15 protein-coding genes are annotated in these 15,847 nt (G+C 64.1%); 5 read left to right on the forward strand and 10 right to left on the reverse strand.

The window, feature by feature from the left end; all coding sequences use genetic code 11:
• Positions 1–74: 74 nt before the first annotated feature.
• On the forward strand, positions 75–1,043 hold the full coding sequence (locus tag DEIPE_RS17505; RefSeq protein WP_015237311.1) for an MBL fold metallo-hydrolase: 969 nt from the start codon (positions 75–77) through the stop codon (positions 1,041–1,043).
• 85 nt (positions 1,044–1,128) lie between these two features.
• Positions 1,129–2,145: an acetamidase/formamidase family protein gene (locus DEIPE_RS17510; protein WP_015237312.1), complete on the forward strand. Its 1,017-nt coding sequence runs from the start codon at positions 1,129–1,131 to the stop codon at positions 2,143–2,145.
• Positions 2,146–2,206: 61 nt separating this feature from the next.
• Here DEIPE_RS17510 and treY read toward each other — a convergent pair whose 3' ends face one another.
• The 5 genes from treY to DEIPE_RS17535 form a co-directional block, all read right to left on the reverse strand.
• Positions 2,207–5,005 (reverse strand): malto-oligosyltrehalose synthase, encoded by a 2,799-nt coding sequence (gene treY, locus DEIPE_RS17515; RefSeq protein ID WP_015237313.1) that lies wholly within the window; start codon positions 5,003–5,005, stop codon positions 2,207–2,209.
• A complete protein-coding gene (gene treZ / locus DEIPE_RS17520; RefSeq protein WP_245557562.1) occupies positions 5,002–6,735 on the reverse strand; it encodes a malto-oligosyltrehalose trehalohydrolase in 1,734 nt (577 codons plus the stop codon). The genes treY and treZ overlap by 4 nt, the downstream gene beginning before the upstream one ends.
• 165 nt (positions 6,736–6,900) lie before the next feature.
• Entirely contained in the window at positions 6,901–9,030 is a 2,130-nt protein-coding gene (gene glgX, locus DEIPE_RS17525; protein WP_015237315.1) for a glycogen debranching protein GlgX, read from the reverse strand.
• Positions 9,031–9,293: 263 nt separating this feature from the next.
• Positions 9,294–9,926 carry a hypothetical protein gene (locus DEIPE_RS23255; RefSeq protein WP_015237316.1) on the reverse strand — a complete coding sequence of 211 codons (633 nt, stop codon included), beginning with the start codon at positions 9,924–9,926 and terminating at the stop codon, positions 9,294–9,296.
• Between the two features lie 117 nt (positions 9,927–10,043).
• Positions 10,044–10,412, reverse strand: a complete 369-nt coding sequence (locus DEIPE_RS17535; RefSeq protein ID WP_015237317.1) for a hypothetical protein — start codon at positions 10,410–10,412, stop codon at positions 10,044–10,046.
• 58 nt (positions 10,413–10,470) lie between these two features.
• Here DEIPE_RS17535 and DEIPE_RS17540 point away from each other — a divergent pair, with 58 nt between their 5' ends.
• A complete protein-coding gene (locus DEIPE_RS17540) occupies positions 10,471–11,106 on the forward strand; it encodes a DNA-3-methyladenine glycosylase (RefSeq protein ID WP_015237318.1) in 636 nt (211 codons plus the stop codon).
• A gap of 74 nt (positions 11,107–11,180) precedes the next feature.
• Here DEIPE_RS17540 and DEIPE_RS17545 read toward each other — a convergent pair whose 3' ends face one another.
• From DEIPE_RS17545 to DEIPE_RS17560, 4 genes are all read right to left on the reverse strand, one after another.
• The gene (locus tag DEIPE_RS17545) at positions 11,181–12,407 is read right to left on the reverse strand and encodes a zinc-dependent alcohol dehydrogenase (RefSeq protein WP_015237319.1); all 1,227 of its coding nucleotides are present in this window, start codon (positions 12,405–12,407) and stop codon (positions 11,181–11,183) included.
• Positions 12,404–13,153 (reverse strand): SRPBCC family protein, encoded by a 750-nt coding sequence (locus DEIPE_RS17550; RefSeq protein ID WP_015237320.1) that lies wholly within the window; start codon positions 13,151–13,153, stop codon positions 12,404–12,406. The genes DEIPE_RS17545 and DEIPE_RS17550 overlap by 4 nt, the downstream gene beginning before the upstream one ends.
• A gap of 2 nt (positions 13,154–13,155) precedes the next feature.
• A complete protein-coding gene (locus DEIPE_RS17555) occupies positions 13,156–13,551 on the reverse strand; it encodes a hypothetical protein (RefSeq protein ID WP_245557563.1) in 396 nt (131 codons plus the stop codon).
• A 276-nt stretch (positions 13,552–13,827) separates the two neighbouring features.
• A complete protein-coding gene (locus DEIPE_RS17560; protein ID WP_015237321.1) occupies positions 13,828–14,223 on the reverse strand; it encodes an MmcQ/YjbR family DNA-binding protein in 396 nt (131 codons plus the stop codon).
• Positions 14,224–14,420: 197 nt separating this feature from the next.
• Here DEIPE_RS17560 and DEIPE_RS17565 point away from each other — a divergent pair, with 197 nt between their 5' ends.
• Together DEIPE_RS17565 and DEIPE_RS24135 are read left to right on the forward strand one after the other, a co-directional pair.
• Positions 14,421–14,765 carry a hypothetical protein gene (locus DEIPE_RS17565; protein WP_015237322.1) on the forward strand — a complete coding sequence of 115 codons (345 nt, stop codon included), beginning with the start codon at positions 14,421–14,423 and terminating at the stop codon, positions 14,763–14,765.
• Between the two features lie 78 nt (positions 14,766–14,843).
• Positions 14,844–15,647 (forward strand): hypothetical protein, encoded by an 804-nt coding sequence (locus DEIPE_RS24135; RefSeq protein ID WP_157448919.1) that lies wholly within the window; start codon positions 14,844–14,846, stop codon positions 15,645–15,647.
• A 21-nt stretch (positions 15,648–15,668) separates the two neighbouring features.
• Here DEIPE_RS24135 and DEIPE_RS24140 read toward each other — a convergent pair whose 3' ends face one another.
• On the reverse strand, positions 15,669–15,818 hold the full coding sequence (locus DEIPE_RS24140; RefSeq protein WP_157448920.1) for a hypothetical protein: 150 nt from the start codon (positions 15,816–15,818) through the stop codon (positions 15,669–15,671).
• Positions 15,819–15,847 lie beyond the last annotated feature (29 nt).

A 15,847-nucleotide genomic window follows, 5' to 3' on the forward strand; every position in this document is an offset into this window, starting at 1 on the left:
AAATTGCCCGTTGCTGGGTTCCTTTTCAGGTCACGATGCTCGTGCATGTCGTCTACAACCTATTAGGAGGAATTATGAGCAATCAGGACTCACCCGAAACGAAGCTCGCTCGCCGTCAGGCCCTCAAACTGCTGGGTGCCACCGGACTGGCTGCTGCTGGCAGCAGCCTCGCTACCGCCGCTGCCCAGGCCCAGCAGGCCGCTCCCGCTGCTACCGCCCGCAACGGCGCGGGTTTCTACAAAACGAAGGTCGGCGACTTTACGGTCACGATTCTCAGTGACGGACAGTCGGCACCGGGGCCGGCCTTGCCGAACTGGGGCGCCAATCCCGACCTGCAAGAGCAGTTTCAGGCCAGCCTGCGCGAAGCGGGCATCAACCCCGCGCAGTATCAGAACAACTTCAATCCCATGCTGGTCGACACCGGCACTGAAAAAGTGCTGATGGACACTGGCCGTGGCGGCGAGCAGGGACAGCTGCTCGCGAACCTGGCCGCAGCCGGCTATCAGCCGACTGACGTGACGACGGTGTTCCTGACGCACGGGCACGGTGACCATATTGGCGGCATCACGCGCGGTGGCGCCCTGACTTTTCCCCGCGCCCGACTGGTCATGGGGGAAAGTGAGTTCAATTTCTGGGCGTCGCAAGCCCAGCCGAACGCGGCGGTCCAGAACAACATGGTCGCGCTGAAGGACCGCTATACCCTGGTGCAGGCCGGCGCGCAGATCGTACCGGGTCTCACGACCGTCGCGGCCTACGGTCACACGCCGGGCCAGCTGGCCTTGCTTGTCCGCAGCGGCAACCAGCAGCTCCTGCACCTTGCCGATGCCGGCGGCCATTACGTATTGTCCTTCCGTTATCCTCAGCAGTACCTGGGCTTTGACCAGGATAAGTCCACTGCGGTCGCGACCCGCAACGCGCTCTTTAACCGCGCCGCTGCCGAGAATTTGCGCGTCGTGGGTTACCACTACAACTGGCCGGGCGTGGGGTATGTGCGCAAGGCGGGCAACGCCTACGATTTCATTCCCACCTACTTCCAACTGTAGCGTTCGGTGAGCGGGCGCGGCGCCACTGCGCCGCGCCTGTCGCAGGTGCCTTGGTGCGTCCTGCTGAAGTGGATATGCTGTCCGGGTGACCTCCAAGACCACCCATCAGCTCGGCCCACAAACCATTCATACCGTCTGGGACCGCGGCATTCCGCCCGTGCTGACCATCAATTCGGGTGACACGGTTGTCTTCCGGACCCTGGACGCCTCCTTTGGCAACGCGGCGCGGCGCGTTCAGGCCGGAGAGCAGCAAGGACTGAAGCCCGAATTCGCGCAGCTCATCGCCGACAGTGCATATCCGGAGCGGCCACACTCGGGAATGCGCGGCCATCCACTGACCGGACCGGTGTTCGTCCGCGGAGCCGAAGCGGGTGACGCACTGATCGTCGAGGTCGTCGATATCAGGTCGGCACCCTGGGGCTGGACGTCCTGCCGCCCCAAAGGAATCGGTCTGCTGGACGCCGAACTCGCCGAGCAGGGCGGGCTGACCGAGCAGGTCTGGCATTACTGGGACCTGCGCGGAGGGACCCACGCGCCGTTCGGCGAGAAAATTCGCGTTCCGCTGGCACCCTTCTGTGGGGTGATGGGCCTCGCCCTGGCCGCTGAAGGTCCGCACGTGACCTCTCCGCCCCGCCAGGTCGGCGGCAACATGGACGTGCGGCAGCTGGTCAAGGGCTCCGTGCTGGAACTGCCGGTTGAGGTCGAGGGCGCGTTGTTCTCGGTGGGCGACGTGCATGCGGCCCAGGGTGACGGGGAAGTGTGCGGCACTGGCATCGAGATGGAAGCCGACGTGACCCTGCGTTTCAGCGTGCGTCAGCAAGCGGAAATTCAGACACCGCAGCTGCGCACCCCGCGCGCTTTGGACCAGCATCTTGACAGCGCAGGGTGGTTTGCCACGACCGGTCACGCGCCCGACCTGATGGAAGCCGCGCGAATTGCCTTGCGCTCCATGCTGCGCTGGCTCTCGAAAGAACACGGGCTGAGCATTCCGGACGCATACATTCTGTCGAGCGCCTGCGTGGACCTCAAGATCAGTCAGGTGGTCGATGCGCCCAACTGGACGGTCAGTGCTTTTGTTCCCCTGCGTATTTTTGAGGAGTGATTCCCGGTCATAAAAGCAGGCCACCACGGGACCCGTGGTGGCCTGCTGACGACTTGATGAATCAGGCCTTGACCAGCAGCGCCAGCGGAAATTCTCGCAGCACCTCGCGCAGCTTGAGCGTCCGCTTTCGTGAGGCGTTGTGGATTTCGCCGGTCAGGACGTTGCGGTATTTGCCGCCAACAGGGAGGGGTAATTCCGCGTCTCCCCACACCTCTCCGAGCGCCCAGGCTTGCTGTTCACCCGTAAGGGTGAGCGTAAAGCGCGGCGCGACCGTGACTGACACGGCCCGGCCAAGCGTTCGCGCGTAGGCGACAATATGCTCGCCGGCATCGAGCGCCTGGTAATCGCCGTCCCGGAAGAGCGCTTCGTGATCGCGCCGCGCCTGCAGGGCCAGGTGGGTCACGAGCAGTTTCACCGCGCCGTCCTGATAGGTCTGCAGAAATTCCGCCGCCAACGCGAGGGGCTCGGCTCCGGCCTTCTCGACTCTTTTCAGGATGGTATTCAGCCGCGCGTAATCGACCGGCCTGCGGTTATCGGGATCGACAAGGCTCTGATTCCAGACTTCGCAGCCCTGGTAGGTGTCCGGCACCCCGGGAGCGGTCAGCTTGACCAGCGCCGACGAAAGCCCGTTCTGCGCCCCGTACGGACTGAGACGCGTGTGAAGTTCCTCGATGCCCGCCTTGAATTCCTGGTCTTCCAGCATGCCGCGCGCAAAATTGGCAATGGCGTCCTCGTACTCGGTGTTCTGGTTGGTCCAGCTCGTGTGCCGTTTGGCTTCGCGGATGGCTTTGTGCAGGTAGTCCACGATGCGCTCGGTGTACCCCTCGAAGTTGGCGTCCAGTGGCCAACTGCCCAGCACCGTCTGGTAAAAGAGGTACTCGTCATTGAGATCCGGGGCGCGTTCACCATCGAGGTCCACCGTGTACTGGCGCGCCACCCGGCCCCAGGTCGACAGGTAGGCCATCCAGGAGTCGGGAATCTCACTCAGCAGGCTGATGCGCGCGCGCGTATCCTCACCGCGTTTGGTGTCGTGGGTGCTGGTGGCGAGCATGGCTTGTGGCCAGCGGCTGACACGTCCGGCAATTTCCTTGTGAAAGGCTTCAAGGGTTGTGCCGAAGATGGCCGGGTCCCCTCCGACCTCGTTCAGGCTGACAAGGCGGTTATAAAGATAAAAGGACGTGTCTTCGACGCCTTTGGCGGTAACGGGACCGGTCGCCTGCTGAAACTTGAGGGCAAAGTCCGTGAACGATATGTCGCGCCCGCCTTCTGCGGCACGGAGTTTGAGCACGTCGCCCAGAAAGTCGAACACGGCGGGGCTCAGGTCGCGGTTGCGACGTTTGGCGAGACGCACGGCGCGATCGATGTGGGCGTTGTCGGCGCGCTCACGGGTGCCGTCGGGGCGAACGTACGTGCGGTATACCGGGAAACTGGCGATCAACTCGGTGATGGCCGTGCGCAGGCTGGTGAGGGTGAAGTCTCGCGAGCGGCGGTCTGATTCCGCGAGGCGCTCCAGGCGCTCGGCCAGCACGGCCACCTCACTCGAGAGGCTCGAGCGCATGATCAGGCGTTTGCCCTGATACACCAGTTCCGAAAAACCGGTGTTCTCACCGGTGTAGCGCCGGTAGATGGCGCTCATTTCCTCGGCGGCCTCGGTACGGACCCACAGTCCGTTCAGCTGGGCCAGAAAGTCGTAGCCGGTCGTGCCGTGAATGGGCCAGCGGTCGGGCAGGTGTTCTCCGCTTTCAAGAATCTTCTCGGCCAGCAGATACAGGGGCAGGCCCTTGGCGTCCTCGCCGGTCTGTTTGGCGCGGCATTCCTGCAGCGCCCGGAAGTACCCCAGCGGGTCGTACAGGCCGTCGGTATGGTCCAGCCGCACGCCGGTCACCAGGCCCTCGTCGATCAGGCGCATCAGGAGCCGGTGGGCCGATTCAAACACTGCCGAGTCTTCCATACGGATAGCCGCAAGGTCGTTGATGTCAAAAAAGCGCCGGTAATTGATTTCCTCGGTGGCGATGCGCCAGAACGCCAGGCGGTAGTTCTGATCGCGGATCAGCGCGTCGAGCTTCTCGATGCCCTCAGGCGAGTTCCACTCGGCGAGCGCCGCGTCAAGGGCACTGCCAATTGCCTCCGAGCGAAAGGACAGGTCACGCAGTCGCCGCTTGAGCACTTCTTTTTCGCGCGCCCGGACGACGCGCGCCGCCGGATCGGCGGTCGCGGCGTGCGGCAGGTTGCGCGCCTGGGTCGCGATCGAGGCCAGTTCCAGGCGGTCCCAGTCATCCTCGCTCAGGCCGGTCAGTTCTTCGGCCCGGTCGAGCAGCGGCGCCAGCGAACGCGGGGAGACCGGAAAACGCCGGTCATAGTACGCCAGGAAAATGCGCCCGCCCTGACGCACCAGCCGCAGTTCACCTCGTTCGAGCACCACGCCGTACTGGTCGCCCAGCGTGGGCAGCAGCACCTTGCCGCTGAGGCTGCGCTTGAGCGGCTGCCACTCGATGTCAAAGAAATCCGCAAAGCGCGAGCTCTGGCCATTTTCCAGCACGTCCTCCCACATGGCGTTCTCGCCGTTCGCGATGCCCATGTGGTTGGGGACGAAGTCCACGATCATGCCCATCCCGCGTTTCGCGAGCGCCCCCGCCAGGGCCCGGAAGGCGTCTTCGCCGCCGAGTTCCGTGCTGAGCGTCTCGTAGCTTACCAGGTTGTACCCGTGGGTGCTGCCCGTCACGGCCTGAAAGGGTGGTGAGGTATACACATCACTGACGCCGAGCCGGTCGAGATATCCGAGAACTTCCTGGGCGTCTTCGAAGGTGAAGCCGGCGTGCAGCTGCAGCCGGTAGGTCGCCCTGGGAATCCGGGCAGTCATCCGCGCGCACCACCCAGGATGACTGTGGAACGCGGGGCGAGGCGGCCCGGGGCCAGCTCCTGCGTCGAGAGCATGGGGGAGAGGTTGGCCATACCGGCGTCGGGCACCTGCGGCCACGTGGCCTCTTCCTGACCGAAGTTGGCGAGCAGTACGCGCTCCTGACCGTCATGCCAGCGCCGTACCCACAGGACGTTCCCCACCGCGCCCGCCTGCAGGTCACCGCGTGAAGCGTGACGCAGGACCGGGTCTTCACGGCGCAGCGCCAGGAGCGCCCGGTACAGTTCCAGGGTGCGTGCGTGCTCCCCCTCACCGATCTCGTTCCAGTTGAGCTTGGAGGTCACGAAGGTGCTTTCTGCTTGCGGATCGGGGATTTTCTTTTGCATCTCGGGGCCCTGAAACGCGGCGAAATGCCCGAATTCCGACAGGCGACCCTGACTGACGAGCTGACCGAGCTCACCATGGTGATCCGAGAAGAACTGGAAGGGCGTGCTGGCCGCCCATTCCTGTCCCTGAAACAGCAGGGGTGTCATGGGCAGGAACAGCAGCAGCGCGCTCGCCGTCAGGTAGCCTTCCAGCCCGGCCGTCTCGGGCAGGCGGTCGCCCAGGGCGCGGTTGCCGATCTGATCGTGATTCTGAATGAAGTACACGAAGTTCTCGGCGCGCAGCGCGCCGGCGCTCTGCCCGCGCCTGCCGCCCTCCAGGTGTTCGTTTTCCAGCGGCCACTGTTGCCCCTCGTAGAGCCAGCCGCGCTCGATCAGACGGGCGAGACCGGCAGCGCCCGGCGTAAAGGCGCTGTAGTAGCTGTCCTGCTCACCGGTCAGCGTCACCCGGACCTGGTGGTGAAAGTCATCGGCCCAGATGCCGTCGGTACCGAATTCGGTGACCAGGTGGGGAGAGTTGCGGTAATCCTCGCAGAACAGGAAATGGCCGCCGCCCAGCGCGTGCACGTGTTCGGCCAGTTCCCTGAGCACGTGCTTTTCGCTGTCGTCCTGAATGTCCTGGGTGGCGTCGAGGCGAAAACCGTCGAAGCGGTACTCGCGCAGCCAGTGCTCGGCGCTGTCGAGGACCAGGTGACGCATGAAGGGGTTGCTGTAATCGAGTCCGTCGCCCCACGGGGTCTTGTGTCGGTCTGTGAAGTACTCCGGACTATAGGCCCCCAGGTAGTTGCCGTCGGGACCGAAGTGGTTGTAGACCATGTCGAGCAGCACCACGAAGCCGAGTTCGTGTGCGCGGTCGATGAAGGCCTGCAACTGCTCCGGGGAACCGTACTCTTTGTACGGGGCAAAGTGGGCCACGCCGTCGTACCCCCAGCCGCGCGTTCCGGGAAAGCTCGATACCGGCAGCAGTTCCAGGCAGTTCACGCCCAGGTCCTTCAGGAACGGCAGTTTTTCCGCTGCAGCCCGGTAAGTGCCTTCCTCCGTAAAGGTGCCCACGTGCATCTCGTAAATGACCAGTTCGTCGGCACGGAGCTTCGGCGAAGCGTGGCGAAACTCGAAGCGGTTTTCCCAGACGACCGCCGGCCCGTGTACGCCTTCAGGCAGAAAGCGGGCGTAGGGGTCCGGAAACGCCTGCCCGTCCACCTCGAACTTGTAGCGTGTCCCGACGCCAACGCCCTCGACTTTCGTTTCGAAGACGCCGCCTCCACGTGCCTGAAGTGGATGGCGGTTCAGAACCTCACCCTCCTCGCCCAGCAGGACGACGCCAGCACTCCGGGCGCGCGTACTCCACATCCGAAAAAGCGTGCCATGTTGATCCGGGAACGCCCCAAGAGACGTCCTTGTCGTAACAGGTGTGGTCATGTCCGTGCTCCTCCTGAGCGGTCGGTGGCTGCGTGAATCAGCACACGTGTGAGAGCAGTTCATCAGGGAGTTCACCAGGGTAGGTGAACGCCGCCTTCAGTCTCGTGAAGCGATGTTGGCGCAGCGAAACAGTTTGACACTGCGCGCCACCAGGTTGGCCTGCATGCCCGCTGCGACCGCTTCCTGGGCCGCGTCGTCGCTGGTGTCGAGCAACAGTTCCCAGGTGTCGCAGCCGCCAAAATCGGGCAGGGTAAACTCCAGGTCCTCGTGCGAGGAGGACAGCAGCAGCAGCAAATGGTCGTCGCGCACGGGGTTCCCCAGTTCGTCGAGGTCCCCCACGCCGTTACCCGCCAAAAACATGCCAAGAGACTGGGTCACCGGGTTCTTCCAGTCCTCGTCGGTCATTTCCTCGCCGTCGTGACGTACCCACATGATGTCGCGCACGTCGGTTCCGCGAATGGGCCGTCCGGAGAAAAACTTGCGGCGGTGCAGGGCCGGGTGCTCACGGCGAATGCGGATCAGGCGCTGGGTGAAGTTCAGCAGGGCCTCGTCGACGTTCTCCCAGTCGTACCAGCTGATCTCGTTGTCCTGGCAGTAGGCGTTGTTGTTGCCTCCCTGCGTGCGCCCGATCTCATCGCCGCCCAGAATCATCGGCGTGCCCTGGCTGAGCAGGATGGTGGCGAGCATGTTGCGCTGCTGCCGGGCGCGCAGGGCATTGACCTCAGGATCATCGGTGGGGCCTTCCACGCCGCAATTCCAGGAGCGGTTGTCGTTGTGGCCGTCCTGGTTGCCTTCCTGGTTCTCCTCGTTGTGCTTGTCGTTGTAGCTCACGAGGTCACGCAGGGTAAACCCGTCGTGGGCGGTGATGAAGTTGATGCTCGCGTACGGCTTGCGTCCGTCGTTCTGGTACAGATCGCTCGAACCCGTCATGCGGTACCCGAGATCGGCGGCCAGGCCGCCTTCACCTTTCCAGAACGCCCGCATGGAGTCACGGTAGATGCCGTTCCACTCGGCCCACTTCACCGGGAAGTTGCCGACCTGGTATCCGCCTTCGCCGATGTCCCAGGGCTCCGCGATCAGTTTCACCTGGCTGAGGATCGGGTCCTGGTGAATGATGGTGAAAAAGCTCGAGAGCTGGTCGACTTCGTGCAGTCCTCGCGCCAGGGTCGAGGCGAGGTCAAAGCGAAAGCCGTCCACGTGCATCTCGGTCACCCAGTAGCGCAGGCTGTCCATGATGAGCTGCAAGGTCTGGGGATGCCGCACGTTCAGGCTGTTGCCGGTGCCGGTGTAATCGAAGTAGAAGCGCGCCTGATCGTCGACCAGACGGTAGTACGTGGGATTGTCGATGCCCTTGAAGCTGAGGGTCGGCCCGAGATGATTGCCTTCGGCGGTGTGGTTGTACACCACGTCGAGAATCACTTCGATCCCGGCGCGGTGCAGGGCTTTGACCATCTGTTTGAACTCGTGAATCTCTCCGGCGATCTGGGGTTTCTTGCCTTTGTGCGCGGCGCTGTAGCGCACCTCCGGAGCAAAATAGCTGAGCGTCGAGTACCCCCAGTAATTGGTGAGCCCCTTGTCGAGCAAAAATGGATCGTCAAGGTGCGCGTGAACGGGCATCAACTCGATGGCAGTGATGCCGAGTTCCTTGAGGTGCCTCACTACGTGTTCGTTCGCCAGACCCGCATACGTGCCGCGCAGGTGCTCGGGAACCCGGGGGTGCGTCATGGTCAGGCCCTTGACGTGGGTCTCGTAGATCACCGACTGGTGAAACGGAACGTTTGGCGGGCGGTCCCCCTCCCAGTCGAAGTGAGGATCGACCACGACACCCAGCGGCGCGCCGCGTTGTTGCTTGGTTTCCATCTCGTAATCGGCATTCTCGGCCCCCAGCTTGTATCCGAACACCCCTGCGTGGAAGTCCTCGGTGCCACTCAGGGCGCGCGCGTAGGGATCGAGCAGGACAATATTCGGGTTGAAGCGCAGACCACGGTCCGGATCGTAGTCGCCATAAACCCGGTAGCCATAGCGCTGGCCCGGTTGGAGTCCTTCGACGTACCCGTGCCAGACGAACGCAGTCTGTTCACGCAGCGAGAGACGGGTTTCCTTGCCTTTTTCATCAAAGAGGCACAGCTCGATCTTGTGGGCATTTTCCGAATAGATTGCGAAATTGACGCCCTGGCCGTCCCAGGTGGCGCCAAGAGGGTAAGGATGACCGGGTAAAATGTGCATGATTCCTCCCGCGAAAGCTGACAAACGCTCTGATCGCGACGCCCAGGGCAAAACAGCCAACGTGGCTGGGTAAACTACCGACGACGCGCGAACGTCTCGGGCGCTGCAAAGAGCGCGGCAGCAGGTGCGGCCGCGTCTGGGTAAGCGAAGAGACGAACCCAAAGGTTCGCGCCTACGCTATCAAGAACGCCGTGGCAGTCATGCAAAGGCAACGTTGATGTTTTTGCGACGTCATGCGGAGCGCTTTTGTTCCCTGATCGACATCAAAAGCCCAGCTGCGCTCGGGGGCGCTGCAGCTGTTCAAGATTTTCCGGTGTCCACAGTTCGTAGTGATACATCGGGTACTGGCGCTTGAAACGGCCCACCTTGTCCCAGATTTCGCGGGTCTCCCGCGGCAGCAGCAAGATCAGCCGGATCACGGCGTTCTGGTTGTCGTACACGTAAAAATCGAAAAAGAACTCCTGCTCGTTGCCCTTGTCGGTGAACAGCGGAAAGGAAAACGGGCGGTAACGCCAGAATTTATTACGCTCGCTCAGGATGCGGGCGGCGACCCGTTTCAGGCTGCTGTCGGGAAAGGCGTGGCTTTTCCCGTCAAGATCGCGGAACATCATTTCCTTGGCGGGCACGTCGAGCTGCGGAACGTCCCGGGTCGTGCGGGGGCGTTTGCCGGGCGCCGCTCCCGGACGTGATTGCGTGCGCCCCGTGGTGGTGCCCCCCGCGCCCCTGCCGCGTTTGGGTCGCGTTTCGCTGCCGGGCTTGTCCTCGGCTCGTGGCGCGTTGGCCCGGTCGCGTCCCGGGCTGTCCTGAGATGGGCGGCCGGGCGAGTTCCGCTCCTCGCGCGCGGGCTTGCGGCCGCGTGAGGGGCCACTGGTGGTCGGGCGCTTGGGCTTGGTCATGAGCGCAGTCTAGTGACCAACGGCAGCAGAGGAAAGTGCAGCGGCGGGCAGAGTCCCGAAAGCGTGAACCGCCGCTTTGGAGGAAGGGTGCACCCGAACTGAAAAATGCGCCACTGTTCAGCGCTGCCAGGATTTGCGGCGGCTGCGGGTGCGCGTTGGCGCCGCCCCAGACGCCGGGCGGGGTTGAAACTTCTGGTGCACCCTTCTGGCAGCGGCGCGAAGACAAGAAGCACACGTCAGCGAACCGGTGGGCGAGAGCTGAAAGAGCAGGTCCGCCGAAAAGCGCGCCCGGCACAAGGCCAGACCATCGGAAAGACGGACCAGGTGGATTCGTCCGCGTTCGCCTTTCCGGCCAAATCCGTATGCCTCACCCAGATGAAAACGCTGGCCCAGCATGACAAAGGCCACATTGCGAGGATGGCCTGCCAGGTCGGCGTGGTCGGGCCGGGAGCGAAGATCCTCGGTGACGGGCTTGTCCCTGGTCATGTTCGTTCAAGCATAGAGCAGGGCGGGTCCGTGTCGTCCATGCGAGACTGCGGGTGCCGTGCCCTCGCCGTTGAGTCTCCTTCCCCGCTCCTTTTTCGAGCGTTCACCCGAGAAGGTCGCGCCCGACCTGCTGGGTCGCTGGATCGTGCGCCTCACTGATCAGGGGCGGATGGTCGGGCAGATCGTCGAGGCGGAAGCCTACCTTGCCCACAACGACGCGGCCTGTCACGGCGCCCGGCCGCCCAACGAGCGCACCAGGGGGCTATGGCGCGAGGCGGGGCGGGCCTACATCTATCACCTGCGCCAGTACGCCCTGCTGGATGTGACCACCGAAAGTGCCGATATTCCGAGCGCCGTGCTGCTGCGCGCCATCGAGCCAGTGCAGGGAGAAGAGCTCATGCGTGCCCACCGCGGAGGATTCGCCGGACCGGCGTGGCAACTGGCCAACGGCCCCGGGAAACTCTGCGCGGCCCTCGCCATCGACCGGTCGCTCGACGGGGTATGCTTGGCCGGGCCGTCCGCACCTGACGCGGGGCAAGGCGCTTTGCCGCTATACCTTGCCCACGGCAAACCACATGGCCTGGTCGTCGCGCGTTCCACGCGGGTGGGCATCACGCAGGCTGCCGACCTGCCGTTGCGTTTCTTTGTGCTCGGCAGCCAGTTCGTCTCCCGAGGACGCATGCGCCAGCAATGAGCCCACACGCGCCGTCACGGCGCGTGTGGGCTGCGGTGGGTATTGGGCCAGAAAGCATCAAGCCAGAACAGCCCTCAGTCGGCCGAGGACAGCTGGCTTGCCGGGACCTGCGAGTGGGTGCTGTGGTCACCCCAGGGATTGAGCACGCACTTCACGCAGCCGTCGTGCTTGTGCTTGAACATGTGGTAGGCGTGCGGGGCGTCCTCCAGCCCGAGGCGGTGGGTGATGATGACCGTCGGGTCCACGTCCCCGTTGATGATGTGATTGAGCAGCGTGGGCAGGTACCGGTGAACATGCGTCTGGCCGGTGCGCATGGTCAGGCCCTTGTTCATAAAGGCCCCCACTGGAATCTTGTCGGCAAGGCCGCCATAGACGCCCGGAACGCTCACGGTACCGCCTTTGCGGCACGCCATGATCGCGGCGCGCAGTGCGTGAGGACGCTCACTTTCCAGCACGCGGGTCGTCTGCTTCACCGCGTCATACACGCCGCCGATGCCCGTGCCGTGCGCCTCGAGGCCGACAGCGTCCACCACCCCGTCAGGTCCGCGCCCCCCGGTCAGCACCTTGAGCGCCTCGAAGACTTCAGTTTCCTCGTAGTTGATGGTTTCGGCGCCCAGGCGGCGCGCCAGTTCCAGCCGCTCCGGGAAACGGTCGATCGCGATGACGCGCTCCGCTCCCAGAAGGTAAGCGCTCATGATGGTAAAGAGACCCACCGGACCGCAGCCGAAGACGGCCACCACGTCGCCCGGCTGAATATCGCAATGCTCGGCGCCCATGTAGCCGGTGGGAAAGATGTCGGTCAGGAACAGCACCTGCTCGTCGCTGAGATTTTTGGGCACCTTGAACAGGTTGGCGTCGGCAAAGACCGTGCGGGCAAACTGCGCCTGGCCACCAGCGTATCCGCCGGTGATGTGCGAGTACCCGTAGATTCCGGCGGGGGAGTGGCCCCACATGCCCTCGGCCAGCTTGGCGTTGGGGTTGCTGTTGTCACACAGCGAGGTCAGGCCCTTTTGGCAGAACCAGCATTTTCCACAGGAGATGGGAAAGGGCACGATGACCCGGTCGCCCACCGCGACGTTTTTGACCTCGCGGCCGACTTCGACCACCTCGCCCATGAACTCGTGACCGAGAATGTCACCGTGCACCATGCTGGGCACGTACCCGTCGAGCAGGTGCAGATCCGAGCCGCAAATGGCCGTGGACGTGACCCGCACGATGGCGTCGGTGGGCTGCAGCAGTTCGGGATCGGGCACGTTCTCGACGCCCACGCGGTTCACGCCTTGCCAGACCAGTGCTTTCATTGGGTCCTCCGGTTATCGAATGCTTTGGCCAATGTGCGCGTCATCGGGTTCTTGCGCCCACTCGACTGGCCCTCGGTGGTGGGCAGCGCTCCGGTCTCCAGCAGCCGCTTGAGTTGCCGCAGATCGTCGTTCACCTGCACGGTCGGTTCTTCACCCAGCAGCCTGGCGACGGCAGCCCCCAGGGCGCCCGCAGGGGATTCATAGCGCAGCGTGACGCGAACCTCGGTGCCGCGTCCACCCGTCACTTCCCGAAAGGTCACGTGGCCCTCGTTGGGAACGCTGGCCCCTTCCAGGGCGCGCCAGGCAATCCGCTCATTTGCGACGTCCTCGATGGTCTCGGCGTCCCACTCGACCTGGGTTCCTGCTGGTCCCTTGGCGACCCAGTGCGAGCGGTTCTGCCCTTGCATCGTGACCGACTCCAGATGGCTCATGAACTGCGGCAGATTGGTGTAGTCGCGCCAGAACGCGTAGATGCGCTCAGCAGGAAGCATGATGGTCGTGGCTCGCTCGACCGTGATCACTTGAGGCGCTGCGGCCAGAGCGCCCGGACCCCGTCCAAGTGCGGCCACCGAGAGGCCGAGGGCGCCGCTTGTTGCCAGCGCGGTACCGGCATTGTCCGGTCGGCGGGTGCCCAGAATCATCAGGCCGGTTCCCAGAGCGGCCAGGGCCACGCGCAGGGGTATGCTGAGCTCGCCCGGCTGCTCGTTTCTGGCGGGCTTGCTGACGGTGGATTCGTCCCCTTTCATGGTCACTTTCCTCTCCGGTGCACCAGCCGTCCCAGCAAGCCTTTGGGACTGGTTGGCTGGCTGAGTTGCCGGGCGCACAGGACATCGACGATGGTCGTACCCAGCACGGCGAGAACCGCCAGGCGTGCCCCCCTCGCCGGGCGCCCCAGGGCCTTGCCAAGAACCAGCAGGTCCAGGGCGTCACCGGCCACGCGCGTCCAGACCCACGGCGCCGGGTTGCGCTGTGTGAGAATTGCCGCGCCGTGCGCGAGTTCGCGTAGTCCGTAGGTGCGAACCAGGGAAGCCCGGCTCCCCAGGCCCAGGGCGCGGGACATCCGCCCTGGTGCCAGCAACTCCAGCGTGCCCAGGGCGATGCTGTACCAACCAAGACCTCGTGCGATCTGCCTAGCCGTCATCATGATGGTGGCCTCCTCACTCTCTATCGGGCAATGACGCGCGGCGTATTCGGGCGCTTCGAGCCTGGAGCCGAACTCGAGGGCGCAGCTGAAGGGGTCCTGCCGGCGTGCATTCCTCTAGCCAGTCATGCGCGCTTCGCCATGAGCAGGGTTAAAGCCCGCCAAATTTGGCGAGAGAGTCGGTCGTGGACGCGTTGAGCTCTGCTTAAGGCGCTGGCTTCATGTCTGGCGCACCAACGTGTCTGAATCGGCAAGTTCGCGTACTCGGCACCTTGCCCGTCAGCAGGCCGACAGGCGCTCCCGAATGCGGCCGGGGAGGCTTTTTGTCACGACAACCTGATATGACGTGCGCAGCAGTTCCTCAACCAGTCCTCCCGGCAGTGTTCCGTCGAGCGGCAGGAAGATCCAGTGCCCTCCGAAGTAGGCGGCGGGGTGAATGGCCGGGAATTGCTCGCGCAGCGCAGCCGACCGTACCCGGTCGCATTTCACGAGTAGACGCAGCGGGTCCTCGGTGATGTTCACCATCGCGTACATCTTCCAGATTCCGGCCAGATTGTGGGTGTCGCGGTCCTCGCCCCCCACCTTGAACACGAGGTTCTGGTGATCGAAAGGAAAGGTCTCGCGGCTGCCCGGGAAGGCGGCGCACATCGAGCGCAGTTCGGAGACGAGTTTCATCAACGGACGTCGCCGGACAAAGAGTGCCCTATAAGGCTGGTGTAGGCGTCCAAACAGGCATTCACACCGGCATTGTGCCACCAGCGTTTGAAAGTGAAGCGCGAATCGTAGGGGAAGCGGCACCGGAAGGCGAGCGACCGGAGACAGGGCGTGCCAAAACTGCAAGAAGCGCGTAGTGTGCTGTATCAGGAGCGCGCATGAATGAAGAACAGACCCTGCAACTGCTGGACGTGGTGTTTGTCGTCTACACCACGGAAGACGACCTGCTCGACGAGGACGAAAGTCCCCTGGTCGGGGTTCGGGCTGACCTCGACGCGGCCATGAAGCTCGCCTTCGAGCGCCTGCTGCGCGACACCACACAGGAGGTGAACTTCACGGTGGCGGTGCTGGGACCATTCGCCGACGGACGGGTGAACTGGCTGGTCGAGACGGACGAGTCCAGCATGACCATCGAGGCAGTCCGCCTGAGCGGGGAAGCCATCGGGGAGGAATTGATGGCCTGGCTGATGGACCCCGCACGGTTTCAACCCCCACAAGCCTGACGCCCCGTCATTGTGACTGCCAGGGCTCTCACAGAATATGTCCGCAGCAAGCAGGGCGCGGCAAGGCATGATGGAGTCGTGTCCCGCAAGCTTCCAGACGATCATCCTCTGCGCCCTGTCATCGAAACACGCGTGTCGCCCCGGAAACCGAACCGCAAGGCCTCTGGCAAGGCGCGTGGCGGCAGTGATGCGCGTCCTGCCAAAGCCGTTTCTGCCGGGCGTGCAGCACCGAAAGGGAAGACCTCTACCCCAGCGCGGCTCATACCCCGGTCCGCTGCCGAGCTTACATCCCGTGAAGCGCGGGTCGCGCGGGTCACGCGGGCACTCGCACTGGTGGCTTCCCCCGTTGCAGTGTATGCGCTGGCACACAAGCCGACTCCGGTGGTGTTCATGGCCAGTCTAGCCCTTCCTCCGTTTCTGGCAGGTCTGGCGGCCTTTTGCGCACGTCGCCCACACGGCATCGAGCAGGCATGTGGACACGTCCTGCGGGTGGCGCTTCCCCTGGCGGCGCTGCTGTGGGCGGTCAGTGGCATGAACGGCGCGCTGGCTTTTCCCGTTGCGCAGCAGGAGCTCGAGTGGTGGGCCATGGGCCTGGGTGGGGTCATGCTGCTCGCGGGCTGGAGTGCCTACCAGGCCGAGCCCCAGCCGCGCGAACTGGGCAGTGTGTACGGTCTGCTGGGAGGCCTGCTTGCCTTCGGTGTGGCCTTTGCCACCTGGAAGGCGACCGGGTTTGTCGACCCGTCGTGGCTGCGGCTGGCCCTGGCATCCGGCGCCAGCGCGTTGCTGGCCGTGTGCCTGAGGCCGTTCGTTGCTCCCGCTTCTCTGGCGGCCGGATTGGTCGCCCTGGCCTTTATTCTGCTCGACTTGCGCAAATGGCTTTGACCGGCACTCCTGGCGACTTCCTCACTTCGCCTGAATGCGCGCCTGGCGCGCGACAACCGGCTCGCGTCCTGCAAAGCGCGGCACCCACGCTTCGATGACGTACTCGCCGAGCGGCAGCTCCACGCTGCGCAGCAGGTGGCCGGTGACCGACCGTGCATTGCGGGCTTGCACGAAGCGCGCAAGAAGGACGCCCGACCGGC

It is taken from the genome of Deinococcus peraridilitoris DSM 19664 (assembly GCF_000317835.1).
GTDB classification, from domain to species: Bacteria; Deinococcota; Deinococci; order Deinococcales; family Deinococcaceae; genus Deinococcus_A; species Deinococcus_A peraridilitoris.